The organism is Rhizobium freirei PRF 81 (genome assembly GCF_000359745.1).
In the GTDB taxonomy this organism is placed as follows: domain Bacteria; phylum Pseudomonadota; class Alphaproteobacteria; order Rhizobiales; family Rhizobiaceae; genus Rhizobium; species Rhizobium freirei.
In genome coordinates, this window is sequence record NZ_AQHN01000067.1 from 37496 (window position 1) to 63560 (window position 26065).

General features: G+C 58.5%; 24 protein-coding genes. 12 read left to right on the top strand and 12 right to left on the bottom strand.

Annotation, left to right across the window (positions count from 1 at the left end; translation table 11 throughout):
- Window positions 1-175 precede the first annotated feature (175 nt).
- Window positions 176-1081 carry a nitrogen assimilation transcriptional regulator NAC gene (nac, locus tag RHSP_RS17760; RefSeq protein WP_037152653.1) on the top strand — a complete coding sequence of 302 codons (906 nt, stop codon included), beginning with the start codon at window positions 176-178 and terminating at the stop codon, window positions 1079-1081.
- A 63-nt stretch (window positions 1082-1144) separates the two neighbouring features.
- Here nac and RHSP_RS17765 read toward each other — a convergent pair whose 3' ends face one another.
- The 7 genes from RHSP_RS17765 to RHSP_RS17795 are packed head-to-tail and all read right to left on the bottom strand — an operon-like array spanning window position 1145 to window position 7149.
- Window positions 1145-2350, bottom strand: coding sequence for a pyridoxal phosphate-dependent aminotransferase (locus tag RHSP_RS17765; protein ID WP_004120230.1), 1206 nt, complete (start codon window positions 2348-2350; stop codon window positions 1145-1147).
- Window positions 2351-2397: 47 nt separating this feature from the next.
- Window positions 2398-3165: a LamB/YcsF family protein gene (locus tag RHSP_RS17770; RefSeq protein ID WP_004120238.1), complete on the bottom strand. Its 768-nt coding sequence runs from the start codon at window positions 3163-3165 to the stop codon at window positions 2398-2400.
- Between the two features lie 31 nt (window positions 3166-3196).
- Complete coding sequence (locus tag RHSP_RS17775) at window positions 3197-4192, bottom strand: 5-oxoprolinase subunit C family protein (RefSeq protein WP_037152656.1); 996 nt, start codon at window positions 4190-4192, stop codon at window positions 3197-3199.
- Complete coding sequence (pxpB, locus tag RHSP_RS17780; RefSeq protein WP_037152659.1) at window positions 4189-4896, bottom strand: 5-oxoprolinase subunit PxpB; 708 nt, start codon at window positions 4894-4896, stop codon at window positions 4189-4191. Before pxpB ends, RHSP_RS17775 begins: the two co-directional genes overlap by 4 nt.
- Window positions 4893-5321: a hypothetical protein gene (locus RHSP_RS17785; RefSeq protein WP_004120248.1), complete on the bottom strand. Its 429-nt coding sequence runs from the start codon at window positions 5319-5321 to the stop codon at window positions 4893-4895. Before RHSP_RS17785 ends, pxpB begins: the two co-directional genes overlap by 4 nt.
- The gene (locus tag RHSP_RS17790; RefSeq protein ID WP_004120251.1) at window positions 5318-6709 is read right to left on the bottom strand and encodes an acetyl-CoA carboxylase biotin carboxylase subunit; all 1392 of its coding nucleotides are present in this window, start codon (window positions 6707-6709) and stop codon (window positions 5318-5320) included. The genes RHSP_RS17785 and RHSP_RS17790 overlap by 4 nt, the downstream gene beginning before the upstream one ends.
- Window positions 6709-7149: an acetyl-CoA carboxylase biotin carboxyl carrier protein gene (locus RHSP_RS17795; protein WP_004120254.1), complete on the bottom strand. Its 441-nt coding sequence runs from the start codon at window positions 7147-7149 to the stop codon at window positions 6709-6711. The genes RHSP_RS17790 and RHSP_RS17795 overlap by 1 nt, the downstream gene beginning before the upstream one ends.
- 611 nt (window positions 7150-7760) lie before the next feature.
- Between RHSP_RS17795 and RHSP_RS34715 the strand changes: the two genes are divergently transcribed.
- From RHSP_RS34715 to repC, 5 genes are all read left to right on the top strand, one after another.
- A complete protein-coding gene (locus tag RHSP_RS34715; protein WP_157385368.1) occupies window positions 7761-8204 on the top strand; it encodes a hypothetical protein in 444 nt (147 codons plus the stop codon).
- Window positions 8205-8985: 781 nt separating this feature from the next.
- Window positions 8986-9471: a ProQ/FINO family protein gene (locus RHSP_RS17800; RefSeq protein WP_004120257.1), complete on the top strand. Its 486-nt coding sequence runs from the start codon at window positions 8986-8988 to the stop codon at window positions 9469-9471.
- Between the two features lie 496 nt (window positions 9472-9967).
- Window positions 9968-11161 carry a plasmid partitioning protein RepA gene (gene repA, locus RHSP_RS17810; protein ID WP_037152666.1) on the top strand — a complete coding sequence of 398 codons (1194 nt, stop codon included), beginning with the start codon at window positions 9968-9970 and terminating at the stop codon, window positions 11159-11161.
- Between the two features lie 4 nt (window positions 11162-11165).
- Window positions 11166-12167 (top strand): plasmid partitioning protein RepB, encoded by a 1002-nt coding sequence (repB, locus tag RHSP_RS17815; protein WP_004120263.1) that lies wholly within the window; start codon window positions 11166-11168, stop codon window positions 12165-12167.
- Window positions 12168-12322: 155 nt separating this feature from the next.
- Window positions 12323-13636 carry a plasmid replication protein RepC gene (repC, locus tag RHSP_RS17820; RefSeq protein WP_004120264.1) on the top strand — a complete coding sequence of 438 codons (1314 nt, stop codon included), beginning with the start codon at window positions 12323-12325 and terminating at the stop codon, window positions 13634-13636.
- A gap of 439 nt (window positions 13637-14075) precedes the next feature.
- On the opposite strand, the gene RHSP_RS17825 is transcribed toward repC, so the two are convergent.
- The 5 genes from RHSP_RS17825 to RHSP_RS17845 form a co-directional block, all read right to left on the bottom strand.
- Window positions 14076-15068: a murein L,D-transpeptidase catalytic domain family protein gene (locus RHSP_RS17825; RefSeq protein ID WP_037152668.1), complete on the bottom strand. Its 993-nt coding sequence runs from the start codon at window positions 15066-15068 to the stop codon at window positions 14076-14078.
- A gap of 328 nt (window positions 15069-15396) precedes the next feature.
- Window positions 15397-16728: a flagellar hook protein FlgE gene (locus RHSP_RS17830; protein ID WP_037152671.1), complete on the bottom strand. Its 1332-nt coding sequence runs from the start codon at window positions 16726-16728 to the stop codon at window positions 15397-15399.
- A 143-nt stretch (window positions 16729-16871) separates the two neighbouring features.
- On the bottom strand, window positions 16872-17588 hold the full coding sequence (locus RHSP_RS17835; protein ID WP_037152730.1) for a hypothetical protein: 717 nt from the start codon (window positions 17586-17588) through the stop codon (window positions 16872-16874).
- 153 nt (window positions 17589-17741) lie between these two features.
- Window positions 17742-18461: an SAM-dependent methyltransferase gene (locus tag RHSP_RS17840; RefSeq protein ID WP_004120268.1), complete on the bottom strand. Its 720-nt coding sequence runs from the start codon at window positions 18459-18461 to the stop codon at window positions 17742-17744.
- A gap of 163 nt (window positions 18462-18624) precedes the next feature.
- Window positions 18625-19125, bottom strand: coding sequence for an Lrp/AsnC family transcriptional regulator (locus RHSP_RS17845; protein ID WP_004120269.1), 501 nt, complete (start codon window positions 19123-19125; stop codon window positions 18625-18627).
- Between the two features lie 130 nt (window positions 19126-19255).
- Here RHSP_RS17845 and hppD point away from each other — a divergent pair, with 130 nt between their 5' ends.
- The 6 genes from hppD (at window position 19256) to RHSP_RS17875 (ending at window position 26065) form a co-directional block, all read left to right on the top strand.
- On the top strand, window positions 19256-20365 hold the full coding sequence (gene hppD, locus RHSP_RS17850) for a 4-hydroxyphenylpyruvate dioxygenase (RefSeq protein ID WP_004120271.1): 1110 nt from the start codon (window positions 19256-19258) through the stop codon (window positions 20363-20365).
- A gap of 58 nt (window positions 20366-20423) precedes the next feature.
- The gene (gene hmgA / locus RHSP_RS17855; protein ID WP_004120272.1) at window positions 20424-21785 is read left to right on the top strand and encodes a homogentisate 1,2-dioxygenase; all 1362 of its coding nucleotides are present in this window, start codon (window positions 20424-20426) and stop codon (window positions 21783-21785) included.
- A 122-nt stretch (window positions 21786-21907) separates the two neighbouring features.
- Window positions 21908-22933: a fumarylacetoacetate hydrolase family protein gene (locus tag RHSP_RS17860; protein WP_004120274.1), complete on the top strand. Its 1026-nt coding sequence runs from the start codon at window positions 21908-21910 to the stop codon at window positions 22931-22933.
- The gene (maiA, locus tag RHSP_RS17865; RefSeq protein ID WP_004120277.1) at window positions 22930-23562 is read left to right on the top strand and encodes a maleylacetoacetate isomerase; all 633 of its coding nucleotides are present in this window, start codon (window positions 22930-22932) and stop codon (window positions 23560-23562) included. Before RHSP_RS17860 ends, maiA begins: the two co-directional genes overlap by 4 nt.
- Before the next feature lie 208 nt (window positions 23563-23770).
- A complete protein-coding gene (locus RHSP_RS17870) occupies window positions 23771-25525 on the top strand; it encodes an alkaline phosphatase (RefSeq protein WP_004120279.1) in 1755 nt (584 codons plus the stop codon).
- 75 nt (window positions 25526-25600) lie between these two features.
- Window positions 25601-26065, top strand: coding sequence for a hypothetical protein (locus RHSP_RS17875; RefSeq protein WP_004120281.1), 465 nt, complete (start codon window positions 25601-25603; stop codon window positions 26063-26065).

Below are 26065 nucleotides of genomic sequence, written 5' to 3' on the forward strand. Positions count from 1 at the left end.
TTGGAGTAATAAGCAAGTTTTATGGAGACAGGCCGGCAACCAGCGGGCGGGCTTTTGCTGTGAGCGATTGTGCCTTTTTGCACGGGCCTGCATGGTTTTCCGACATCGATGCGCGTTGCCAAACCGATGCGCGTCTGCAAACATGCCCCGCAAAGACAGAACTGTACTCAATGCCATGGATATCAGACGCTTCAAGTCCTTCATCGCCATCGTCGATAGCGGCAGCATTACGCGGGCAGCCGATATCCTGCACCTCGCCCAACCGGCTCTCAGCCAGCAGTTGGCGGCGCTCGAGGAGCATTTCGGTCAGAAGCTTCTGATCCGAAGCCAGCAGGGGGTCAGCATGACCGATGCCGGACATGCGGTTTACCGGCATGCGCAGATCATCCTCCGGCAGATGGAACAGGCCCAGGCAGATGCGGCCGCTGCCGGCAATTCGCTTGCGGGACGGGTCTCAGTCGGCCTCGTTCCTTTCAGCAGCGCTGCGACGCTTTCGGTCGACCTTCTGGCGGAGACGAGGAAGAGGCACCCTGGAATTCTGCTTCATCTGACGGAAAGTGTCGGCCAGACCTATAGCCAGATGATCATGAACGGCCGACTGGAAATGGCGCTGATCCACGGTACAGGACCGATCAAGGGCGTGCGGTTCGAACCGATCCTCCGGGAGGAATTCTATCTCGTCGCTCACCGCAATTTTGCGATCGATTCAGACCAGAAGCCCGTGCCCGTCAGCGCGCTGGATGGCATGCCTATGCTGTTGCCTCCGGCTTACAATTTCGTACGCCGGGCCGTCGATGCCGCCTTCACGCGCAGTCGAATCAATCTCAAGGTCGTGGCCGAAGTCGAAATCGTTAGAACCCTGGCGCGGGCCGTCGGCACCGGTCTTGGCGCCACCATCATGCCGAAGGCGATCGCCAACCGCATCGTCTCGGAATCGAGCGAGCCTCTCGTTTGCCGGCTCGTCTCGCCCCGGATCGAAGAAACACTGTCGCTTTGCACCTCCGACCAGAATTCGCTGTCGGAGCCGGCATTTGCCGTCAAGGACATCCTCGTCGAACTGACCGAGCAGCTGAAGCTCTGAACTTGAAAGCAGGCGCTAATGGTCTCCGACCCGGAAACCGGGTCGGACGAGCGCGGTCATCTATCAGCGCATATCGCGGCAAAACTGGGCGATACGGGCGCAGCCCTCGCCAAGCATTTCCATGCTTGTTGCATAGGAGATGCGGAAATAGGGGCTCATGCCATAGGCGGCACCCTGTACCGTCGCAACATGGTGCTCATCCACGAGCGCCATGACGAAATCGACATCGGTCTCGATCTTGCGTCCGCCCTTGGTGGTCTTACCGATCAGGCCGGACATATTGGGATAGAGGTAGAAGGCGCCCTCGGGCTTGTGGCAGCGCAATCCTTCAATCTTCGACAACTGCTCGAGCACAAAATCGCGTCTTTCCCTATAGATCGCCGCCCGATCCTTCAGGAGATCCTGCGGACCATCCAGCGCCGCGATCGCCGCCGCCTGCGTCACCGTCGTGATGCCGCCGCCGTTCTGGCCGTTGACGTTGCTGATAGCGGCGATCAATTCCTTCGATCCGCTTGCGCAATATCCCAAGCGCCAACCGGTCATGGCATAGGCCTTGGAGACGCCGTTCATGGTCAGGACGCGATCATAAAGCCCGGGTTCGGCATCGGCGATCGTGCAGAATTCGAACCCGTCATAGACCAGGTGCTCGTAAATATCGTCGGTCAGAATCCAGACATGCGGATGGCGCAACATGACGTCGGCGATCGCGGCCATTTCCGCCCGCGAGCAGGCAGCACCGGTCGGATTGTTCGGAAAGTTCAGGATAAGCCACTTGGTACGCGGCGTGATCGCCGCTTCAAGGTCCTCGGGACGCAGCTTGAATCCGGACTGCTCGAAGCAAGGCACGGCGACCGGGACGCCGCCGGCAAATTTGACGATGTCGGCGTAGCTGACCCACGACGGCGTCGGAATGACGACCTCGTCGCCGGGATTGCAGGTGGCAAGCATCGCATTGAAGATCACCTGCTTGCCGCCGCCTGAAACGACGATCTGGCTTGTATCGTAATCGAGGTTGTTGTCGCGCTTGAACTTTCTGCTGATCGCGGCCTTCAGCGCCGGCGTGCCGTCCATCGGCGGATATTTGGTATCGCCGGCGAGCGCTGCGGCATGCGCTGCTTCGATCGCATGACCGGGCGTTGGGAAGTCCGGCTCTCCGGACGAGAGGCTGACGACCCCGATGCCCTTGGCGGCCAGCTCCCTGGCGCGCTGGGTCATAGCGGCGGAAGCGGATATGGAAACATTCTTCAGGCGATCGGCTATGGAAGGCATTGGCGTGATCTTTCGGTGAAAATGAAAAACTTGAGGGCCGGAGACGGTTAGGACGCGAGCTCGGCCGCAGGCGTAAGCGTCGCGCCGGAAGCCTCGATTTCACTGCGGACGAGCCGGGCAAGCTCGAGCGAGCCGGGCGTATCGCTGTGCACGAGAATCGACCTCGCCGGCATTTGGATGGTCGTGCCGTCGATGGCCTCGACGATGCCATCGGTCAGAAAACGGCGTACCCGCGCCCGGACCGAAACCTCGTCCTTCACCAGCGCGCCCGGTAGGCCACGGGCGACGAGCTTGCCGTCGCCATCATAGGCGCGGTCGGCCAGAAACAGCGCCAGCGTCTTGAGTTTTGCACGCTTTGCCGCTCTTTCGATTTCACTGCCTGATGTCACAAACACAACGAGACGCGGGTCCACCGTGGAAATGGCATCCATCATCAGATCGGCGAGGACGGCATCACGATTGACCATATTGCCCATGGCCGCATGAAAACTGAAATGTCCGACGGTCATGCCTTGGCTCTTGGCAATCGCGATCAATGCGCCGAGCTGGTAGAGCATCTGCTGCCGAAGTTCATCCGGTTGAAACGGCATCTCGCGCCGGCCGAAACCGGACCGATCCGGCAGACCCGGATGCGCGCCGATACCCACGCCGTTCTCCTTCGCAAGACAAACCATACGCGCCATCGTGTCCGGGTCACCGCCATGAAAACCGCAAGCGATATTGGCCGACGAGACGATCTTCATCATCGCTTCGTCATCACATAGCCGATAGGGACCGAAACCTTCGCCCATGTCGGAATTCAGATCGATCTTCACCGCTTCCTCCCTTCGCTTCCCGAAATTGCCGTCAAGCCATCGCCTTCAAAGCGCGCTTGACCATTTGCGACGTCCGCCTGACATCCTCGACATAACGGGTCACGGCCTGCTCCACTGAGCGCGCCTCGGCATGCGTCGAGCGGACGAAGCGGAGCCGGGTTCCGATCCGGGCTTGGCCCAGCCGCCACAAATCGCATTCGATGACGCCGGCTATCTTGGGATATCCGCCCGCGGTGTTGGCATCGCTCATTTGAATGATCGGCTCGCCGCTGGGTGGAACCTGGATCACACCGGGCACCACGCCATGGGAGCGCATCTCGATCGTCGCCGTCGGTTTGATCGGTTCGCCGGACAGGCGATAACCGGTACGGTCGCTGCTCGACGATATCCTCCAGGTCTGGCTCCAGAACGGCTCGCCGTCGGCGGCGAACAGCTCATGCTCGCCAGCGGTTATCGCGCGGATCGGCAGCACGCCGTCAACAGGGCTGGGAAAGGCATCACGCAAAGCAACAGCCGGTTCGATGACCCCGATGCCGTTTGACGGCAGGGGGAGCACATCCGAAGGCATGCCGAATTCAATTCTATCACCGTTGATGAGCGGTCGACCGGCATTTCCACCAAAGCCGCCACGCAGGGACGTACTGCGCGAGCCCATGAGGACCGGCACGTCAATCCCTCCACGAAATACGATATAGGCGCGGGCCAAGCTCGGGGGCTGCCTCAGCTCCAGAATCTGACCCGGCTCAGCAACATGGGTGCACCAGGAAAGCACTTTCCGACCGTCGAGCATCGGATAGCCATCCGCACCCGTGACGGCAAAAACGCCACTGGTCTCGAACCGCAGTTTGAATGGAAAAGTCTGAACCTCTATTGCGGCCGCCTCGTCGTCATTGCCGACGAGGATATTGCCGATCTTCACCGCTAGAGGATCCATCGCGCCACTGGCGGATACGCCGATATCGCGATAGCCGGGGCGGCCGAGATCCTGGACAGTATTGAACGGGCCTGTTTCGACGATCTCGATCATAGCTCGATCCTTGCCGGCAGGAAGCGCACGGTATCGCCAGGTGCCATCAGGGCGGGCGTCGCAGAAGTCGGATCGAACATCTGCAGTTCCGCATGGCCAAGGGAATTCCACCCGTTCGGACCCGTCAGCATCGCGACGCCCGTCTGCATCCCGCCGATCGTCACGCTGCCCTTCTCCATCCTCAATGAAGGAACGGTCTTGCGAGGCATGTATATGCGCGGATCAAGGCCATGCAGGTAGCCGAAACCGGGGGCGCTTCCCAAAGCAAAGACGCGATAGCTTGCCTCGTGGTGAATGCGCACCACCTCGCGGTCACTCAATCCGCAAAAATCGCAGATAGCAGGAAGATCGATCGCATAAGCACCGCCGTAGTGAACGGGAATTTCGATGATATTCCCAGTCAAGTCGAGCCCTTCGGCATTGTTCCATGCTTCCAGGAGCCGGCCCGCAACGACTTCAGGATCCTCGGGCGTCTCCTTGAAGATCGTCAGGAGATTGGTCATGCCGGGGATCACTTCCGCGACATCGGCCCAACCTTTTACCGCTTGCGCGAGAGCCCAGATCCATCGTTGCGCCGACAGATCGAATTCGCCCGGCGCTTCGAGCAGGAAAGATCGAGTGCCGATGCAGGAAACCCGTGCCCGGCCTTTTGTGGCGGGAACGATTTCACGACGTGACGCAAGGGCGTTCGAAGTAGCAATCATGATATCGGCTCGATTTCGAACAGGGGATCACCAAATCCGGCAAGCGCATCGGGTTCCACCAGCCGCCTGGTCAGCATGCCGGACTGACCTGCAGAGATGGGAAGCAGCACGGAACCTATGCGGATGAAGCCGATCACGTCCTCGCGGGCAACAGTGCGAGGCAGGCGCTCGGCTCCGTCGGAATCCGACGAGTGCAAAGGATAGAAATGACCTGCCATCGGCGCTTTGACCGTTGCCGTTCGTATCGCGGCCAGGCCCGGCTGCGGGTTTCCGGTCAGGCTAACTTGAGACCCCGCCATGGTCGAAACCACGATGCGGAGACTGCCGCCAGACTGCGAGATTTCCAGACCGTCTACCCCTGCTGCAGTCAATGCATCTGCGAGGAATGCAATGATCGCCGGATCGCTGAAGTCGATCGCGCTCATGCCGCCCTCCGATGCTTGAGCCACTGCTCCAGGTAGTGGATGTCCGTCCCACCGCGGACGAAGCCTTCGTCGTCGAACAATGCGCGCAGCAATGGCAGGTTGGTGGAAATCCCTTCTATTCGGGTGGCGGCAAGCGCCTCGCGCATTTTCACCATCGCTTCCGCACGACTGGGCGCGTGGACGATGAGCTTGGCGATCAGCGAGTCATAATAGGGCGAAACCCGATAGCCGGCATGGATATGGGTATCGACGCGGATGCCAGGTCCTTCCGGCAGGGCAAGATCGGAGATCGTGCCCGCCGAAGGCAGGAAGCTTTCGGGATCCTCCGCATTGACACGGCATTCGAACGAGTGGCCGGTACACGTCACATCGCCCTGCGCCGTTTCCAGGGCAACTCCTTGAGCGACCTGTATCTGCACCTGAACAATATCGATGCCGCTGGTCATCTCGGTGACGGGATGCTCGACCTGCAGGCGTGTGTTCATTTCGATGAAATAGAATGCGCCATTCTCGTAAAGGAACTCGAAAGTCCCGACACCACGATAGCCGATTTGCCTGCAAGCTTCGACGCAGGCCATACCGACGGGTTTGATCGTTTCTGAGGAAATCCCAGGTGCCGGTGCCTCCTCGACGACCTTCTGATGCCGGCGCTGCATGGAACAATCGCGATGCCCAAGCCAGATGGCGTTGCCGTAGGTATCGCAGAGCACCTGAATCTCGATATGACGCGGATGTTGGAGGAACTTCTCCATGTAGAGCGCCGGGGAACCGAAAGCCTGACGGGCCTCTTCGCTCGTCAAGGCGATGGCCTCATGCAGCTGATCTGCCTCGGGAACCACCCGCATCCCTCTTCCGCCCCCGCCGCCTGCGGCCTTTATGATCACGGGATAGCCGATCTCCTGCGCAATGCGTTCGACGGAAGCCGGATCGTCCGGAAGCGACGTGTCTGGGCCAGGCACGCAAGGCACACCGGCAAGGATCATCGCCCGTTTTGCCGCTATCTTGTCGCCCATAGTCGCAATCGAGGAAGCTTCGGGGCCGATGAAAACAAGGCCGGCCTTCTCGACGGCCGCAGAGAAAGCGGCTTTCTCCGACAGAAACCCATAGCCAGGATGGATCGCGCCAGCCCCGGTCAAATGTGCAGCAAGCAGGATCGCATCCTGATTGAGATAACTGCTGGCTGCGTTCGAAGGACCGATGCATAGAAAGCTGTCGGCTGTCTTGCCGTAGGGTGCCTGCCTGTCAGCTTCAGAACAGATCGCGACGGTCTTCAGGCCAAGTTCGCGGCAGGCACGCTGAATTCGCACAGCAATCTCACCCCGATTGGCAATCAGAACCGTATCGAAACGCCGTTCCGCCAGGTCTGCCTTGTCGAGAGGTTCCGCCATCACGCGATCTCCGCGAGCATGTCGCCCGTCTCGACTTCGCCGCCATCCACTTCGGTAAGGCGCCCAATGCGACCGGCGTGCGGTGCCGTGATCTTATTGAAGACCTTCATCGCTTCGATGATGAAAAGGGTCTGCCCTTCCTCCACCACATCGCCGATCTTAACGAAAGGTGCCTGCCCCGGCGCAGGCGCCCGATGCAGGACGCCAAAGATCGGCGCCTTCACGGTGATGATCGAAGCTTGGGTATCTACCGAGGCGTCGCGATCCGACTGAAGGGGTCGCGCTGACGAATTCTCCGAAGTTTGCGCCGGGGTGGCGGGAATTGTCCGATCCGGCGCCCGGAAGATTCGAACGGTAACGTCTTTTTCCGTTACCGTGAGTTCGGTAACATTCGATCGTCCAACAAAATCGATCAGCGTTTTTATCTTCGACAGGTCCATGCGAGCACTCGGTATTTCGGAGTACCTCTCGCAATCCAATTCATGACGACTGCGTTTGGCTGACTTCCTCCGTACACGATGACTGTCGCGATGGGGTCAGAAGAACTTTTGATGACGTAGGTCAGCAGCCGATGAGATAGCTGACCCCAAAGGGTCTTAGGTTGACTTTCGCGGGCTAGAATCGGCCTCTTCGATTTCCTCTGCATCCGCGCCATGGCTCACTGGAAGGCCGTGACCGGCACGCGCCGGTTTCGCAGATCCGCACCCTTTTTGATCAGGGATGATACAATGCGACATCGTTTATAGTTCGGATCGCTCAACTCCCACCATTATGTCGATTAAGAGCGCAGCCGGGACTTTCCGCAATCTTTCCTATGCAGTTTCGAGGGCGATTATCCTCCTGAAATCATGAGAACAACAAGTCATGATGAAGCTATTTTGGCATTTACTTCCGTAATCGTTACAGCAATCCAAACCTATCTCCGCCTTCGATTCGGCTTAAACCGGCTGCAGTTGTCCGCGGACAACTGCAGCCGACAAATCCGATGGATGAAGGATGCCGAACACCGCCGCGTTCCTGCTTATCATCGCCGGAACGGGTTGCAGAGGAAGTGAACTTACTTCGCCTGCAATCACCACGTGGCTTCAAACCCGTCGCCGCTCACGAACTCGCAGGCGAGAAGAGTTTCACCTCGAAAAGCGACCGACTGGCCGGCACCATTCTCATCTTCATAGCCGGCCGATCATCCCCCGATGACGAGCCCGCAGGACATAATGGCGGTTCCAAGGAGATTGCCAAGGCAGTCCGCTTTCAAGTGACAAGTCTTAGCAAGATTATCAGCCCGCAAGCCCTCAACCAACGCGCCAACGCTCGTGTCCGCAAAGACAAGCTGGCCCGTCATGCATTTTTGCTGCCGATTTCGTCGTGTAGGGCTGCTTGCAGAGTGCGGCGTCGAAGAACGACGCTATCAAAAGCCAGAGCGCTCAAAGCAAGTGAAAGCGAAAGACCCGCGTTCAGAGACAGGAATGCCTTCATGTTCAAGATGGCCCTCTGAAAACGGCTAGCCAATTCAAGCTCTGCTACAGCCGGTAGCTACCGCGCATGTATCGGCAGATCGCGCGTCGGCCAAGCCGGCCTTCGCAAGATTTGACCTGATATCAGCAATAGATCGGGTCCTCTGGTCAAATTGAAAAGGGGCACGTCATAGACGTCGAGCGCTGAGCATGGCTCGGCGGGATGAGGTGCCTCCCCCGCTTCTTCAAGACTAACGCGACTCGGCGGATTTCCCTTTTGTTTATCCTAGTGGACAGGCAGCGGCTAAAATGAGGGCGAGGCGGGATAAGATGATCTTGCGGCTTGCTCTCCGGAGCAGGAGAGCGTGCCCTGACCGCCCCCCCCCCCGAGAGACAATCTCATTCTGAAATAATCGCCTCCAACGATCGATGAGCAAAATTGCAAAGCCCTAACGCGGGAACCTGGGAATCCCGTCGAGCTTGGCCGCGGGCACTTCCCTGCGGGAAAATATGAGATCTCCGCTTAGACCAGCCGCGCAAAGGGAGCTTCGCGACACTGCGACGCGGCCACATAAGATCCATACAGGCGATCGATTATCGGGCAAGACGGGTGCCGCGCACTCAATACCTTCCGCAGCCAAACGCAGGCTAGGCACCAACCGTGAAAATCCCGTTAACCAAAACTTGCGGTAACCGTCATCCCTGCATATTTAAGTACTCAGCCAGCGAAGCCGCCGGCAACCGGAGGCAGATTCTTTGCCGTTCCGTCAAAATCACTTCACATTCAGTTCGTAATGGATTCCGAGGCAGAGGAACGATTTCATGGAAGAACCCTGGATGACCAATCGCGGGCCGATCGTGGCAATGGCGCTCGACGTCAAGAAGGCGGAAGCGATCAACACGCTTCTCGTTCGCCGTATCGATATCCTGCCGTCGAAGCCCGGCGACATTATCCGACCCTTCGCGCTTGGTCTGTGGAATGACATTCGGCCGCTTCTGAAGCCTGACATGCCCGTCATGTCGCTTCGCCGGGCAACCAGCGCCTTTCTCCATTCCAAGCGATATTACTTCGCCTGCGCCCAGCCTGACTCGATGCGCCATGACATGGCGGGAAATCCGATCGAGCCGCTCTCGGCCGAGGACAGGCTCGCCGCGCAGGAACGCATTGCAGCGCTCAAACAGACGCAGGCCAAATCTCCCGCACCAGCAAGTGAACCCAAATCGCCGCCGCCAGCTTCGAGCAAAGCGGAGTTGATCCGAGCCTCGCTTCTCGGCGGCCGCAAACTCTCGGACCGCGTCGCTCGCTAAAGCGGCGCAAACCTAATCTCGCTGAACGGTGGAAAGCGGCAGGCTGCAAAGTTGTCAGCTTCTTCCAGATGCCATCGATCGAAGACAGAGGAGCTTCATTATCCTCTGAAGAGAGCATCAAGCCTCGAAGTTGTCCGCGGACTACGCACCCGGTCGAACATGGCGTCGCGAGAAACGACAATACTCTCCTCACCGGGTAAAGCACCATCACTCCAATAGCCGCACTCGATGTCGTAGTCGTCCGCGGACAACTTTCGATATACAGGATTGCTCGACCGAGTTAAGCCGGCAGCATCCTCGATCTCGGTCAACATGCCCAGCTGCTGACGAATCGGCAGTTGTCCGGCGTGACCTCCCACGCACTCTGCGGGTAAAAAATCGCCAAAATCTGCCAATTGTTTAAGCATTTGTAAAACGGTTGCGAATCGGAGCATATTATAACTGCGTAGTTCAGCGGCATTCCGTCACAATTGCGCAGTTAATTGGGAAAACGATCATGCAACCGAGTCTCGTGCTACAGGACGATCAAGAACATCTTCCGACGCTTCTGGCAACAGATGCGCAAGAGCTGTCTTATCAGCTCCAACAACACCAGGCAAAACTCTTCCCGCCTCAGTCACAAAAGACGATGCGGATGTTCTCGCCGGCGGAGGCCGCCGCCTTCATCGGCATCGGCGAAGGCTATCTTCGCCAGATTGCAGCCGAAGGCCATGGGCCGGATCCGCTTTCGAACGGGCGCCGGCTTTACACCGCCGACGATATGGATCGGATCCGCAGGGTTCTCGACGAGCGGAACGGCACGCCGAAATACGTGCCGTGCAGAAGGGGATCCGAGAAGCTCCAGATCATCTCGGTCATGAATTTCAAAGGCGGCTCCGGCAAGACGACGACCGCAGCCCATCTCGCGCAGTATCTTGCGCTACGGGGATATCGGGTACTCGCCGTCGACCTCGATCCGCAGGCTTCCTTGTCTGCCCTGTTCGGGCACCAGCCAGAGCTCGACGTTGGCGAAGGCGAGACGCTTTACGGCGCCATCCGCTATGACGAGCCCCGGCCAATTGCCGATATCGTTCGATCCACCTATACGCCGAACCTGCATCTCATTCCCGGCAATCTCGAACTCATGGAGTTCGAGCATGAAACGCCGCGGGTGATGGCAGCCGGTCGGGCCGAAACGATGTTCTTCGCGCGCATCGGCGAAGTTTTGACCGAAATCGAAAACTTCTACGACGTCGTCGTCATCGATTGCCCGCCCCAGCTCGGCTTCCTGACGATGTCGGCGCTTTGCGCCGCGACCTCGATTCTGATCACCGTTCATCCGCAGATGCTCGACGTCATGTCGATGTCGCAGTTTCTGACCATGACCAGCGAGCTGATGACCGTGGTCGAGAGGGCAGGGGGACGCACCAGTTATGACTGGATGCGTTATCTCGTTACCCGTTTCGAGCCGAATGATGGACCGCAGAGCCAGATGACCGGCTTCATGAAGGCGATCTTCGGCAATCGCATGCTCCACAATGCAATGGTCAAATCGACGGCCGTTGCCGATGCCGGCGTTACGAAACAAACCCTCTATGAAGTCGAAAGAGCCCAGTTCACCAGGGGCACCTACGATCGCGCATTGGATTCGCTCAATCTCGTGAACAGCGAGATCGAGACGCATATCCGTTCAACGTGGGGAAGGAAGTAAATAGATGGCGCGCAAGAACCTGATCGAAATTTCCGCTCCCAATACGGTGCGGACTGAGTCCGTTCCGGCAAAGGATAATCGTCCGATAGCCGGCTTCTTGCCTCAAGCAAGAAGCGGCGGCCCCGTGGGCGGCATTACCAGGACGCTTGGCAATATCACGGAAAAGATGGAGCGGGCCAACGACCTCGAGCGGCAGCTGGCCGAAGGCCAAACCATCGTCGATATCGATCCGGATCTCGTTGACGGATCCTTCGTTACCGACCGTCTCGAGATTGACCTTGTCGAACTCGGCCAGCTTGTCGAACAGATCCGCGAACATGGTCAGCAGGTGCCCATCCTGGTGCGTCCGCATCCGGAAACCAAGGGCCGCTATCAGGTCGCCTACGGGCATCGCCGATTGGCAGCGACGCGGGAACTCGGCATCAAGGTACGCGCTGTCATTCGTCAGTTGACCGACGACCAGCTTGTCGTCAGCCAAGGCCAGGAAAACAGCGCGCGTACGAACCTCTCCTATATCGAGCGGGCTCTCTTCGCCCTGCGGCTGGAGCAGCGTGATTTCGGCCGTGATATCATCATGGCAGCGCTCGGCGTCGATAAAGCCGCGCTGTCGAAGATGCTGATCGTCATGAGGCAGGTGCCGCTGGCGCTCATCAGCGCGATTGGTCCGGCTCCGGATATCGGCCGCAGACGTTGGCTTGAATTAGGAGAGCGCCTCGAGAGCATCGATTGCGAGCCGATCGTTGCCGAGTTGTCCGCGGACAACAGTCGCAAGCTGTCGAGCGATGAGCGCTTCCAGCAGGCAATGACATTGGCAATCGGCAAGCCCGCATCGGCAAAGCCAGCCGCGGCGCCATCGACCATTTCCGGCGTGCCGGTGACATTTAAGAGAACTCCGGCGCGTGCCACCTTCGTCTTCGACAGCAAGGCGGCTCCCGGTTTCGACCAGTTTGTCCAGGAGAGACTGGAAACTCTCTTCAACGAATTTCAGCAAGGAAAGGAAACGTAACCCGCAAAAGAAAAAGGCCCCCAAGCGACACCGTCGTGGAAGCCCTTCTCGATCTTAAGCAAATCAAGAATCGCATTTCCCCGAATCACAGTCAAGAGTCTTTGGCATCGTTTTGGTGAGCAGATTTCTTTTGCCTCAACGTAGGTGAAGGAAAAATGGAAGTTGAATATGTGACGACGCCCTTTGGGCGGCGGCCGATGACGCTTGCCATGTTAATAGCTCAAAGAAGAGCTGGACATGGAAAGTCCGTCAAATCGGTCGACAAGTGGAAAATCTATCGCGCGCTTTGCGAAGCCAAGCCTCATCTCGGTGTTACGGATCGAGCGCTTGCCGTTCTCAATGCGCTTTTGAGCTTTTATCCGAAGAACGAACTTTCGGATGATGCCAATCTCGTCGTGTTCCCCTCGAACGCGCAATTGTCTCTGCGTGCCCATGGCATGGCGGAGCAGACTATCCGGCGCCATCTTGCAGCCCTTGTCGAAGCGGGGCTCATCGTCCGCCGCGACAGTCCCAACGGCAAGCGTTACGCGCGCAGGACCAGGGCAGGGGATCTCCATGAGGCCTATGGCTTCTCGCTCGCCCCTCTCCTTTCCCGCGCCGAGGAGATCGAGCATCTCGCTGCAGAAGTCGTCGCCGATCGCCTCCATATCCAGGGGCTACGCGAGCGCATCAGCCTTCTGCGCCGGGATATTGCCAAGCTCATCGAAACTGCGCTTGCCGAAGCCATTACAGGCGATTGGGATGCCGTTCATTCCGGTTTCCGCAGCCTCATCGACAGCCTTCCCAGGTCCCCCAGCGCGGCAGAACTGGAGTTTCTTTTCCAAAAGCTCGGTCTGCTGCATCAGGAAATCGTCAACCGACTGGAAAAACATGCAAAAACAAAAAAAATAAGCGCCAATCACTATCAAAATGAGCGGCACATACAGAATTCAGACTCCGAATCTCTAACTGAATCTGAACCGCCACAGCCAAAACACCCGGCAATGTTGTCCGCGGTTCCCGCAGAACCGTTGCCAAATGCAGCCTCCGTATCTGAGAACCTGCCCCTTCATCGAAAAGAAGCACGTCCTCCTGTGCCGAATACACGTTCTGAAGGTTTTGGAGAAAGCAAGGCAGGACTGAAATCCTTTCCTCTCGACCTTGTTATGAAGGCATGCCCGGAAATTGCTGCCTACAGCCCCACCGGTCAGATCAGCAGTTGGCGGGATCTCATAATTGCCTCGGTCATCGTCAAATCGATGCTTGAGATCAGCCCAGCGGCTCACCAGGAGGCTTGTGCCGTCATGGGCTCGGAGAACACCGCCACCGTCATTGCCTGCATCCTGCAGCGAACCTCGCATATCAAATCCGCCGGCGCTTATCTTCGCGATCTGACGCGCCGGGCACAGAAGGGCGAATTCGCCCTTGGTCCGATGCTGATGTCGCTTCTGAGAGCCAACACGACCTTAAATGAAAGGAGATTGGCCTAACTCACCCGCATTTAAGGTTTCATTGTCAGGTCTGTTTTCGGCCTGAATCAACGTTACATCCCAGGTCTTTGCCGGGATGCTGAATGATCGCCCCGTCAACGAGAATAGTCGTTTGGCGAACGATGCCGCATGGACCGTGTATGCCTAGTGGAAGGGAAAGTATGGATAACTTCTCTATCGGGAGGTTATTGCAGAGAAATCAATTAGATAAAAAATGCGTAAAATTGAGTGGGACTGACGAAAAAGAATGCGATAGGTGCCTGTGTGCCGTCCAAATCCGTTCGTTTTATGGCTGATTTGCGCGAAAAAGTCCATGCACTGTCGCGCGGGAGACCGTTTCGCGAAGACGAGAGCCATCGAGGCTCCCGTCAAGGCATGGAAGGCGATAAGGGCATGGCAAGTCCCGCATTCCGCTGTCACAAAGCGGCGATCAGCACTCTTACTCGCAAATCGGTATCGGGCGGGCCGGGGGAGCTGGATGGTCTTTCTTATATTGCACGATGACCGGCTCCAGCGTTTCCTTCGGCCAGAACTTCGGAGCGCCGATTTCCTTCAAGCAGGAATCGTTCCAATACAATCCTGCCTGCGCCGCCGACCGGCCAGCTGCGACCGTTTTCGCTACGGCATTGATGTCGGCCGACTCCGGATAGATGTAGAGCGTCGTCGGATTGTCCTTTACCATCGAGATGATCTGATTGGCATCGGACGCCGACCAGCTCGTGCAGCCGTCGCTGCGGCCACCCGCATATTCCACCAGTTTGCCGAGGGGGACATATCCGTCGCGGTTGGCATAGGGGCTCTGCGGATCCTTCTTCATACATATGCCGGCAACCTTCGCCGCAGCATGGCCACCGATCGCGCGCTGACGCGCATTGGCGGTTTCACCCTCGCCATCGAATTGGAGGAAGCTGCGAAGGAAGGCCATATTCTTGGTCTGCGACGACCGATAGTAGCCCTTGAACGTCGTCTTTGTCTCCTCGGTCATATAGGAGCCGCCGGTCGTCAGGTTCGAATCCATCGCATTGCCGAAGTTCTTGGCGCACATCCGCCCATTGCCGAAATTGGCAACGCCCTTGAGATCGCGACCGCTGCCATGGCCGGAGGAGACGACGCGAAATGTCTGTGTGGCTTCGCAGACGATATAGAATCTGCCGCCGTCAACCGGATCGTTCGGACGCGTCGCGTCCATGGCGAAATAGCAAGGATTGCTGACCTTGCCTTCACTCACCTTCCGCATATAGAGCGCACGGGCTCTCTGCAGCACAGGACGGGCGACCTGGCCGTCGCCCTGGCCCAAATGAGCGGCAAGCCATGCCGGGATATCGGACTGTTGTCCTGCAGCAAAGGAAGGCGGTGCGGTCGCAGTGACGATGGCGACGGAGCAAAGGCTGAGCATCCTGACGATGCTTCGGGGCGCATATCTCAACCGCACTGAATTAGATCTCCTGTTGCATGCATTGGACCGGTGCGGCGGAATGTGACGGCATGCTTGCCCCCAACAAGCTCGGCTGTCATGCGCTCGGATCCGGAAACCATAGTTGTGCGCCGCTTTGCTGAACGAGATCCTAACGACGACGCAAAATGATGAGGTATTGATGCACATGGCGTGCTGACCATCAGATTTGTTCCAGCTGCTTTGCTCAGCACTCAGAGCGTATAGCGGCGCAAATATGGCTGCTTGTCGACCATCGAAGGCGGCCGGGCACGTGCGGACAAAAAAAGAGGCCCAGAAGGGCCCCTTTCAACGCTCTGAGAGAGGCTCAGCGTGCGAGATTGACGAGGACGTCAAGCAGTTCGGAGCCCGACTGGAACACCTTGGAATTGGCGGTGTAGCTCTTCTGCGCCTGGATCATGTCCGTGAGCTGCCCAGCCAGGTCGACGTTCGAGGCTTCCAGCGAGTTGGACTGGATGTAGCCGAGACCGTTGCTGTTGGCAAAGCTCGTGACCGTGACGCCGGATTCGGCGCTTGGTTGATAGACGTTGCCGCTGAGCGGCGTCAGCTTGTCCGGGCTTGCGACGGTTGCCAGCGGGATCTGGTAGATCGGCTTCGGATCGCCGCTCTTGTAGTTGGCGTAGACGACGCCGCTCTTGTCGATGGTAACGCCGGTGACCGGGCTTGCCGCCTGTCCGTTGGTCGATCCCTTCGAGCTGAAGTCGCTGGCCTTCTGCGTCATCTTGGTCAGATCCATCGCGATCGATCCAGCGGTTTTTGGATCATTGATGGTGAACGTGCCGCCGCTTGTAAGATTCCCGTTTGCATCAAACGTCAATTTGGTCGGCGCAGAAGCTGGAGGAGCGCTAAGGTTGAGAGGACCGGAAGAATAGGGGAACGAGCTGCCGCCGGTCGTATTCGCATCGGCATTGCGGTATACCGCCACTTCCCACTGATCTGTCGTCGGCGGACTAGCAGTGAGATTGGCGGCCTGTGTCTTTGTATAATAGATATCATACATGACTGTGTGGCCGAGCGCGTCATAAGCAACAACCGAGCTCTTCTGGGTATTGGCTGTAGCAGCCGCCCCCGTGCCACCAGCGCCAGTGTAGGCGGTGCTCGGGAGTCCCGAGGTAACAACCGGCGCGTTGGCATTGAGGTTGCCGGTAAAGCTCCCAGATGTCGATGCGGAGTTGGCAAGGCCGTCCTGATTGACATTGATCGGTATCAGGCCATCGAAACCGTTGACGACGACGGCTGGGGCGCCCGACGCATAGGAATAACCCATCAAGGTGTAGCCGGCGGAATTCACGAGGTTACCGTTTGCATCGGGGGCGAAGTCGCCCGCACGCGTCAAAACCGTTTTGCCGTCGGCGCCCTGGACCACGAAGAAACCGGCACCCTGGATCGACAGATTGCTGTTTGACGAGGTCGATATGGTGTCGCCCTGCTTCGACACGGAATAGCTGACATTCGTCTCGACGCTGCCGGAATTGTAGTCGCCGCCGCCCGAAGGCAGGATCAACGACGAAAAGCTGGCCGATCCTGCCTTATAAGCCGTTGTATTGACGTTCGCGATGTTGTCCGACACGACGCTGAGGCGATTTGCCTGCGCATTCATGCCTGAAACCGCCGTTTTCATGCTACCAAAGATGCTCATTGGTTCCTCGCACGTTGCTGATGCCGCGACGATAGCCAGAGTGACTTGTGTGAAGCTGGCTTTTTCCCCCTTGCGGCGCAAGCTTGAAGCAACCTTGCGGAGCGATGGGCACATTGTTCCTCCAGCCCGGAGGCGGCTGGATACTATGGCGCAAGCGTATTTGGTGCAGGAAAATCCAGCACGCCGCGCGTGTAGCTCTCGATCAATGCACTGAATGGCGTGCCGTCCGGCAACTTCAATACGGCGTGATGTTCGAGAAGGAACGGCGGCAAGGCAAGAGAGCCCGTTGCGGCCGCCGGAAGGCCTGCACCCATCTCCCAACCCCCGGGAAGCGGAGACCAGAGCAATTTGGCAGACAGGTTCGTCCGCGTGAAGTTGAGCGCCTGGACGGCTCGCCCGAAAGCGATGTCGCTCGTGTTCAGCGCCTCGTTCATCTCTGTCGTCAATTTTGCCGGCACATACCAGTTGTCCGCCTCCGACAGCACCCGATCTCCGCATGCAAGACGAACATGACGATAGGCGATCGGCTCGTCGGGTTTAGCCGCCAGCAGTTGGCGGATAAGGGCGTCGGCCGGCTTGTCCTCGCCGCGTACCCGTTGCGCCACGATCCTGGAGCCCGCCGGCGCAAGCTTATGGGAAGCGCACCAGCGATCGAGTGTCAGCGTGGCGCTCGCATTGCTGAGAAGATCGGCATTCAGTGTCTGGAGGATGGCAAGGGCTTCCACCCGCACGACCGGCGTATCGGGCCATTGCGATGGGGCAGATAGATCCTGCGCTGCCGATGCCTGTGCACCCAGCACGATGGCGGCCGCACCGGCCAGAGTTGCAGCTCGGGTGAGCGTCGAAGGGCGAAAGGTCATGGGAGATGAAATCCTTTGTGCGAACAAGTTCTGCGGGATCGGAACGCGAGTTTCGACTTCTGGAGCCTTTGTTGGCCGGTCGATGCCTAAGATGGAGAAAACCGAGCCGACGGCAAGTCCCACCTCATAGGCTCCGCTTGCCGAGCGTTGCATTCACCAGTCTGCCGTCCGGCCGATATGGATGCTGTGGACGCTTGCGCGTTCCTGAGCGACGAACTCGGCGAGCGCTGCCGGAATTTCGACATTCGTGCTGTGCCGCGCGAGAACGCGAAAGCCTCTTGGAAGGCAAGCCATGATGCGGTCGATAATCTTCTCATAGTCGACGATCAGCATTTCTCTCCCGACCAAAAGATCAAACAGGATGGGATCGACGATGACATGCTCGTTCTCGCAGAACCAGTAGGAGGAGATGGTCAGATCCGGGAGATAGCCGATCTCCGCCGGCAGGTTCCGCCGCTCGAATTCGAATTTGCCGGGAAGCCGGGCCGCCGAGATAAGTTCCTCGCCGAGCGAGAGCTGCCTCTGCGAGGCATCCAGTCCATGAAGTTCGAGATCGGCATTATCGGCGAGAAAAGCAAAGGCAAGGCTGAAAGAACCGGAGCCGCAGCCGAGATCGCACACTTTCCGATAGCTGCGGATCCTGCTTCCGACATTGACGAGCGCCTGCAGGCACTTCAGCGAGTTGCGCATCCCGAAGGCGCGGGTAAACGCATCGGCGGAGCTGCTGTAATCGAATATCTCGATCTGGCGCCTGCTTTCGACCGCGTTCCGCAGCGCAATGGAATCGATGCTTGGGCGGTAAAGGTGATGACATCTAAGCAGAACATCGGCAAATTCGTCAAAATGTCGTACTTGTCCATCCATGCATGTCATGCAAGCCGACCTCCCCGCTCCTGTCTAAAGACGTCTCTTCAAGCACGATTGAAAGAGGATTGGTAGGGATGCGCCAGGGTGGCGGTCGTTGGCGGGATTGAAAAGATCGCCTGTGCCAAAAGGCGCGGGCGAACGCGACAAACCCGGCCTCGAGTGTTTTTTCCTATCTCATGCCGTCGCCGTGCCAGGTGTGCGACAGCGGCACCGGAAAGCCTTCGAAAGTCTTGAGCGTGTCGAGAACGATCGAGGTCTTCACATGCTGCACGGATTCGTGGGGCAAGAGCACGTCGTTGACGAAGCGCGACAGGCCGGCGAGCCCGCGGGTTGCGACCTTCAGGTGATAATCCATCTCGCCCGTCAGCGCATAGGCTTCCAGCACTTCCGGCAGCCCGTTGATCAGCTGGGAAAATCGGCGGGCATTGTCCCTGTTGTGGGTGGCGAGCGTCACCGAGATGACCACCAGCATATCCAGACCCAGCTTCTGCCGATCGAGGTTGGCCTGATAGCTGCGGATATAGCCCTCCGCCTCCAGCCTCGTTCGCCGTCGCGAACATTGTGACGGGGAAAGCGCGATGCGCTCGCCTAATTCATTGTTGGTCAGCCTGCCATCTTTCTGGAGTTCCTCCAGCAGTCGCAGATCCAATTTGTCGAGCTGTTCATCCATTGCGTAAAACTTCCAGAATACTCACAGATCGTGTATAATATTTTCGCTCCGTTTAGAGAATGCAAGCACTTTGCGCGCGTTTGGGGCCATACTTTGCATCATCAAGGTTTGGCCTTCCGAGGAGGAGAAAATGGGTCCTTTCCCGCATGACGCACCGCCGTCCGAAATCACCGCCGATAATCCGGCCGGCACCGACGGTTTCGAGTTCGTTGAATTCGCTCATCCCGAGCCCGAGAAGCTGCGCGAGCTCTTTACGCGCATGGGCTACGTCCCCGTCGCCAAGCACAAGACCAGGGACATCACCGTCTGGCGCCAGGGCGACATCAACTACATCCTGAATGCCGAGCCCGGCAGCCATGCCGCTCGATTCGTCGCAGAGCACGGTCCGGCTGCGCCGTCGATGGCATGGCGGGTCGTCGACGCCAAGCACGCTTTCGACCATGCCGTCGCGAAGGGCGCTGTTCCCTATGAGGGAAATGACAAAGCGCTCGATGTACCGGCAATCGTCGGCATCGGTGGTTCGCTGCTCTATTTCGTCGAGACCTACGGCAAGAAGGGATCGGCCTACGACGCCGAGTTCGATTGGCTCGGCGAAGCCAATCCGAACCCCGAAGGTGTCGGCTTCTATTATCTCGACCATCTGACGCACAATGTCTTCCGCGGCAACATGGACAAGTGGTGGGACTTCTATCGCGATCTGTTCAATTTCAAGCAGATCCACTTCTTCGATATCGACGGGCGCATTACCGGTCTCGTGAGCCGCGCCATTACCTCGCCCTGCGGCAAGATCCGCATTCCGCTAAATGAATCGAAGGACGATACCAGCCAGATCGAGGAGTTCCTGAAGAAGTACAAGGGCGAGGGCATCCAGCATATCGCCGTCGGAACGGACGATATCTATCAGGCGACCGATACGCTTGCCGACAACGGCCTGCGTTTCATGCCCGGCCCGCCGGAAACCTATTACGATATGTCCTATGCGCGCGTGAACGGGCACGAAGAACCCATCGAACGCATGAGGAAGCATGGTATTCTGATCGACGGCGAAGGCGTGGTGAATGGCGGTATGACGAAGATCCTGCTGCAGATCTTCTCCAAGACCGTCATCGGCCCGATCTTCTTCGAGTTCATTCAGCGCAAGGGTGACGAAGGCTTCGGCGAAGGCAATTTCCGTGCTCTCTTCGAGTCGATCGAAGCTGATCAGATCAAGCGCGGCGTCATCGGTACGGCAGCCGAGTGATCCTTATACGACCCGGTGCCTGCACCGGGTCGCCGGCATTTCAGGGAGGAGTTGAGCGATGGACCAAACAATATCCAAGGCTTCCGACCGCCAGGCAGCGGCGTCGGAGAAGCTGCAATATATGCCCGGCTTCGGCAATGACTTCGAGACGGAGTCGCTGCCGGGTGCATTGCCGCAGGGCCAAAACAGCCCGCAGAAGTGCAATTATGGTCTTTATGCCGAGCAGCTCTCCGGCTCGCCCTTCACTGCGCCGCGCGGAACGAACGAACGCTCCTGGCTTTATCGCATCCGTCCAAGCGTGCGCCACACACGGCGCTTTTCGAACGCCTCTTATCCGCTCTGGAAAACAGCGCCATGCCTCGACCATCACTCGCTTCCGCTCGGCCAGCTTCGCTGGGATCCGCTGCCGGCACCGACGGAGCAGCTGACCTTCCTGGAAGGGATACGCACGATCACCACCGCCGGCGACGTCCTGACCCAGGCCGGCATGGCTGCACATGCCTATGTCTTCAACGAGGATATGGCCGACGACTACTTCTTCAATGCCGATGGCGAGCTGCTCGTCGTACCGCAGGTCGGTGCCATCAGGGTGTTCACCGAGATGGGCATCATCGATGTCGAGCCCTCGGAGATATGCATCGTCCCCCGCGGCATGATGTTCAAGGTCTCCCGCATCGGCGACGAGAAAGTCTGGCGCGGATATATATGTGAGAACTACGGCGCGAAGTTCACGCTGCCGGATCGCGGGCCGATCGGCGCGAACTGCCTGGCCAATCCGCGCGATTTCAAGACGCCCGTAGCCGCCTTCGAGGACAAGGAAACGCCCTGCCGCGTGCACGTCAAATGGTGCGGAAAATTCTATGTCACCGAGATCGGCCACTCGCCGCTCGATGTGGTGGCATGGCACGGCAATTACGCCCCCTATAAATACGACCTGCGGACCTTCTCTCCGGTCGGCGCCATCCTGTTTGACCATCCGGATCCGTCGATCTTCACCGTGCTGACAGCTCCGACCGAAAGCGTAGGGACTGCGAATGTCGATTTCGTCATCTTCCCGCCGCGCTGGCTGGTGGCCGAACACACCTTCCGCCCGCCCTGGTATCATCGCAACATCATGAGCGAGTTCATGGGCCTCATCCATGGCCAGTATGATGCGAAGGAAAAGGGCTTCGTGCCTGGCGGCATGAGCCTGCACAACATGATGCTGCCGCACGGGCCTGACGCTTCCGGCTTCGAAAAGGCATCCAATTCCGAGCTGAAGCCGGTGAAGCTGGATCACACCATGGCCTTCATGTTCGAGACCAGATTTCCTCAGCAGCTGACGAAATATGCCGCCGAGCTCGAAACGCTGCAGGACGATTATCTGGAGTGCTGGGACAATCTGGAGCGGAGATTTGACGGCACCCCGGGCATCAAGTGAAGACAGAGCATGTCGCGCAAAAGTGTGAAGCGGTTTTGCGGCAACGACATGCGAAAAATTAGGGGCCTAAAGCGCGTTTCGCCCTTTAGGGCGTTCGCATTCTCTGACAGTGGGACCGGAACATGAAGCTTGCGACTTTGAAAGACTCCACCAGAGACGGCCGGCTTGTCGTCGTCTCGCGCGATCTCACCCTCTGCTCCGAGGTCGGCCATATCGCCCGCACCCTGCAAGCAGCGCTCGACGACTGGGAGCATGTGGCGCCGAGACTTGCGCGTGTTGCCGAGGGTATCGAAACGGGCGCCCAGCCGACGATCCGGTTTCACGAACATGATGCCGCCTCGCCGCTGCCCCGGGCTTATCAATGGGCTGATGGCTCGGCCTACGTCAACCATGTGGAACTGGTGCGCAAGGCGCGCAATGCCGAGATGCCCGAGAGTTTCTGGGTCGATCCGCTGATGTATCAAGGCGGCTCGGATGGTTTTCTTGCGCCGCGTGATCCGATCGCCGCTGCCGACGAGGCCTACGGGATCGATATGGAAGGCGAGGTGGCCGTCATCGTCGCCGATGTCGCCATGGGGTCCAGCCCCGAGGTTGCCCGGCAGGCAATCCGCCTGGTGATGCTCGTCAACGACGTGTCGCTGCGCGGCCTTATCCCGCAGGAATTGGCAAAAGGCTTCGGCTTCTTCCAGTCCAAGCCGGCTTCGGCCTTTTCGCCGGTCGCGGTCACGCCCGACGAGCTGGGCGATGCATGGGATGGCGGCAAGCTGCACCTGCCGCTCTTGGTCGCGCTGAACGGCAAACCTTTCGGCAAGGCGAATGCCGGCGTCGACATGACATTCGATTTCGGTCAGCTGGTCGCCCATGCCGCCAAGACCCGCAGCCTTGTCGCCGGCACGATCATCGGTTCGGGGACCGTGTCGAACAAGCGCGATGGCGGGCCGGGCAAGCCCGTCGAAAATGGCGGCGACGGTTATTCCTGCATCGCCGAAATCCGTATGATCGAAACGATCGGAACCGGGTCGGCGAAGACCCCCTTCATGCGCTTCGGCGATCAGGTCCGCATCGAGATGCATGACCGTGCCGGTCATTCGATCTTCGGGGCGATCGAGCAGACCGTGCGGAAATATGAAGGACCGCAGTCACGATGAGCGAGGTCGTCCTTTACGATTATTGGAGATCGTCGGCGAGCTACCGCGTCCGCATCGCGCTCCACATGCTCGGAATGAGCTACAGATCGGTATCGGTCAACCTGTTGGATGGCGAACAGCGGAGCCCGGACTATCTCAAGCTCAACCCGCAGGGCTTCGTGCCGACGCTGGTAATCGACGGCAAGATCATGACGCAATCGCTCTCCATCATCGAGTATCTGGCCGAGCTTCGGCCGGAATGCGGGTTGATGCCGGCAGCCATCGCAGATCGGCAGCATGTGCGAGCACTCGCCTACGCGGTCGCGATGGATATTCATCCAATATGCAACACTCATGTCGCAGCCTACGTCGCGACCATATCGGACAGGGCTGAGGTTCGCGAGGAATGGATGAGGCATTTCATCTCCGGCGGACTTCACAAACTCGAGGCCATGTTGAGCGGCTTCGATGGCCCATTCAGCTTCGGGGATACGCCGACGATGGCGGATATCTGTCTCGTCCCGCAGGTCTACAACGCCCGCCGTTGGGGCGTGGACCTTACCGATCTCAAACGTGTCGTCGAGGTCGATAGACGATGCTCCGAATTGCCCGCATTTCAGGCGGCGCATCCGGACCGCGCAAAGCTTTAGCGAAAGGCCAGGGGCATAATCCGATGATGTCGCCGGGCAGGCAATCCGTCTGTTCGGCGTCGTTTTTTAGATGCTGCCCATACAATCATTATTCCTTAGCGATTGCCGCCTGGAATTCCCGGTTGCAGAAAGTTGGCGTATTTTTATGTAGTTGTCATCTGGCTTTTATAAGGGTGAGGAGGAAGTAACCAAGACGCGGGGGTATCAAATGCGTAAACTTCTTCTTTCTATGGTGTCGGCAACCGTATTGGCTGGGGCCGCCAATGCTGCAACCGTCTACCCTTTGGACCGGGCAACGGTACTCGTTGGCTCACCCTTCGACTTCAAGGTCGAATTCAGCAAGGTCGTCAAGCCGGAAGACGTGAAGATCACCATCAACGGCGAGAGCTACGACGCCGTTTTCGGTAAGGCTGCCGATTTCGTTGCCGAGGAAAAGGGTGCCGAAGACAAGGTTCTCGGATCGGCTCTGATCCTGCGTGGCATCAAGCTCGCAAAGCCCGGCCAGTACAAGGTCGAGGTTGCGGCCGGCGATGAGAAAAAGTCGGTCAATTGGGATGTTTATGCCACGTCGGCTGCGCCCAAGGCCAAGAACATCATCTTCCTGCTCGGCGACGGTCTTTCCGTCGCACATCGTACCGGCGCGCGTATCATGTCCAAGGGCATGACCGAAGGCAAGGCCAACGGCCGTCTCGCCATGGACGATGTTCCGCCGGTTGCCTTCATCGGCACGTCCTCGACATCGGCCATCGCGACTGATAGCGCCAATACGATGTCTGCTTACATGACCGGCCACAAGTCTGCCGTGAACGCGCTTGGCGTCTATGCCGACCGCACGCCGGCAAGCCTGGACGATCCCAAGGTCGAAACGATCGGCGAAGCTCTGCGCCGCACCGGCAAGAAGTCGCTCGGCATCGTGACCACTTCCGAAGTCGAGGACGCGACGCCGGCGGCGCTGGTTTCGCATACGCGCAAGCGCTCCGACAAGGCTGAGATCGTCGGCATGATGTACGACGTCAAGCCGGACGTGCTGCTCGGCGGCGGTTCGGCCTATTTCTTGGCCAAGAGCGTCCCCGGCTCGAAGCGCAAGGACGATAAGGACTATATCGCGCTCTTCAAGGATGCCGGCTACGCGGTTGCCACCGACAAGAACGAACTGGTGACGGCCGCCGGCTCCAACCAGGACAAGCTGCTCGGCCTCTTCCACACCGGCAACCTCGACGTCACGCTCGACCGCGAATTCCTGAAGAAGGGCACAGTCGGCAAGTTCCCGAACCAGCCGGGTCTGGTCGACATGACCAAGGTGGCGCTCGACAAGCTTTCCAAGAATCCGGAAGGCTTCTTCCTGATGATCGAAGCCGCGTCCATCGACAAGATGAGCCATCCGCTGGATTGGGATCGCGCACTGTTCGATACGATCGAGTTCGACAAGGCCGTTGCCGTTGCCCGTGAATTCCAGGCCAAGAACCCGGACACGCTGATCGTCGTCACCGGCGACCATACGCATGGCGTATCCATCATCGGCACGGTCGACGATAATAAGCCGGGTACGGAAATGCGCGAGAAGGTCGGCACTTACGCTGCCGCCGGCTTCCCGAACTATGAAGATAAGGATGGTGACGGCTATCCGGACCGCGTCGACGTTTCCCGTCGTCTGTTCCTTGCCGCCAATAACGGCCCGGATCACTACGAGACCTTCCGCCCGAAGCTCGACGGTCCTTTCGTTCCGGCAATCCAGAACGAGAAGAAGGAATATGTTGCCAACGAGGCCTACAAGGACGTGCCCGGTGCCGTCTTCGTTCAGGGCAACCTTCCGAAGGATGAAGACAGCGGCGTTCATGCCGTGGACGATATCGTGCTGCAGGCCGCCGGCCCGGGTGCGGAAGGCTTCCGTGGCTACATGGAGCAGAGCGACGTCTATCGAGTGCTGGCCGACACCTTCGCTCTCGGTTCCACGAAAATGTAAGGTCCGCTGATAGCTCTGACTTTGGACAGGCGGCCGGGAAGCCGCCTGTCTTTCCATCTTTCATGGGGGGTTCTCATGTCTCAGAGAAAGACGATTGTCGTCAGCCGGCGGACGCTGCTGACCGCCGCTGCCGCGCTGCCTCTGATGGCCTCTGCCATCGCAGCAAATGCCGCGGAAAAGCTGAGTTTCGGCGAACTCTATAAGAGCTTCGGCCCGCTCGGGCTCGAATTTTCCGACAAGGTGAAGCAGCTGAACGGCAAGGATGTGGCGATCAACGGCTTCATGGCACCGCCTTTGAAGGCGGAGGCCGCCTTCTTCGTGCTGACGGAAATTCCGATGTCGCTTTGCCCGTTCTGCTCTTCCGATGCCGACTGGCCTGACAATATCGTGGTCGTCTATCTCTCTTCCAAGCAGACGTTCGTGCAATTCAACGCGCCGATCATGGCGCGGGGCGTGCTGGAATTCGGCTCCTGGACCGATCCCGAAACCGGCTTCATCAGCCAATTGCGTCTCAAGGACGCCTCCTTCAAGACCGTCTGA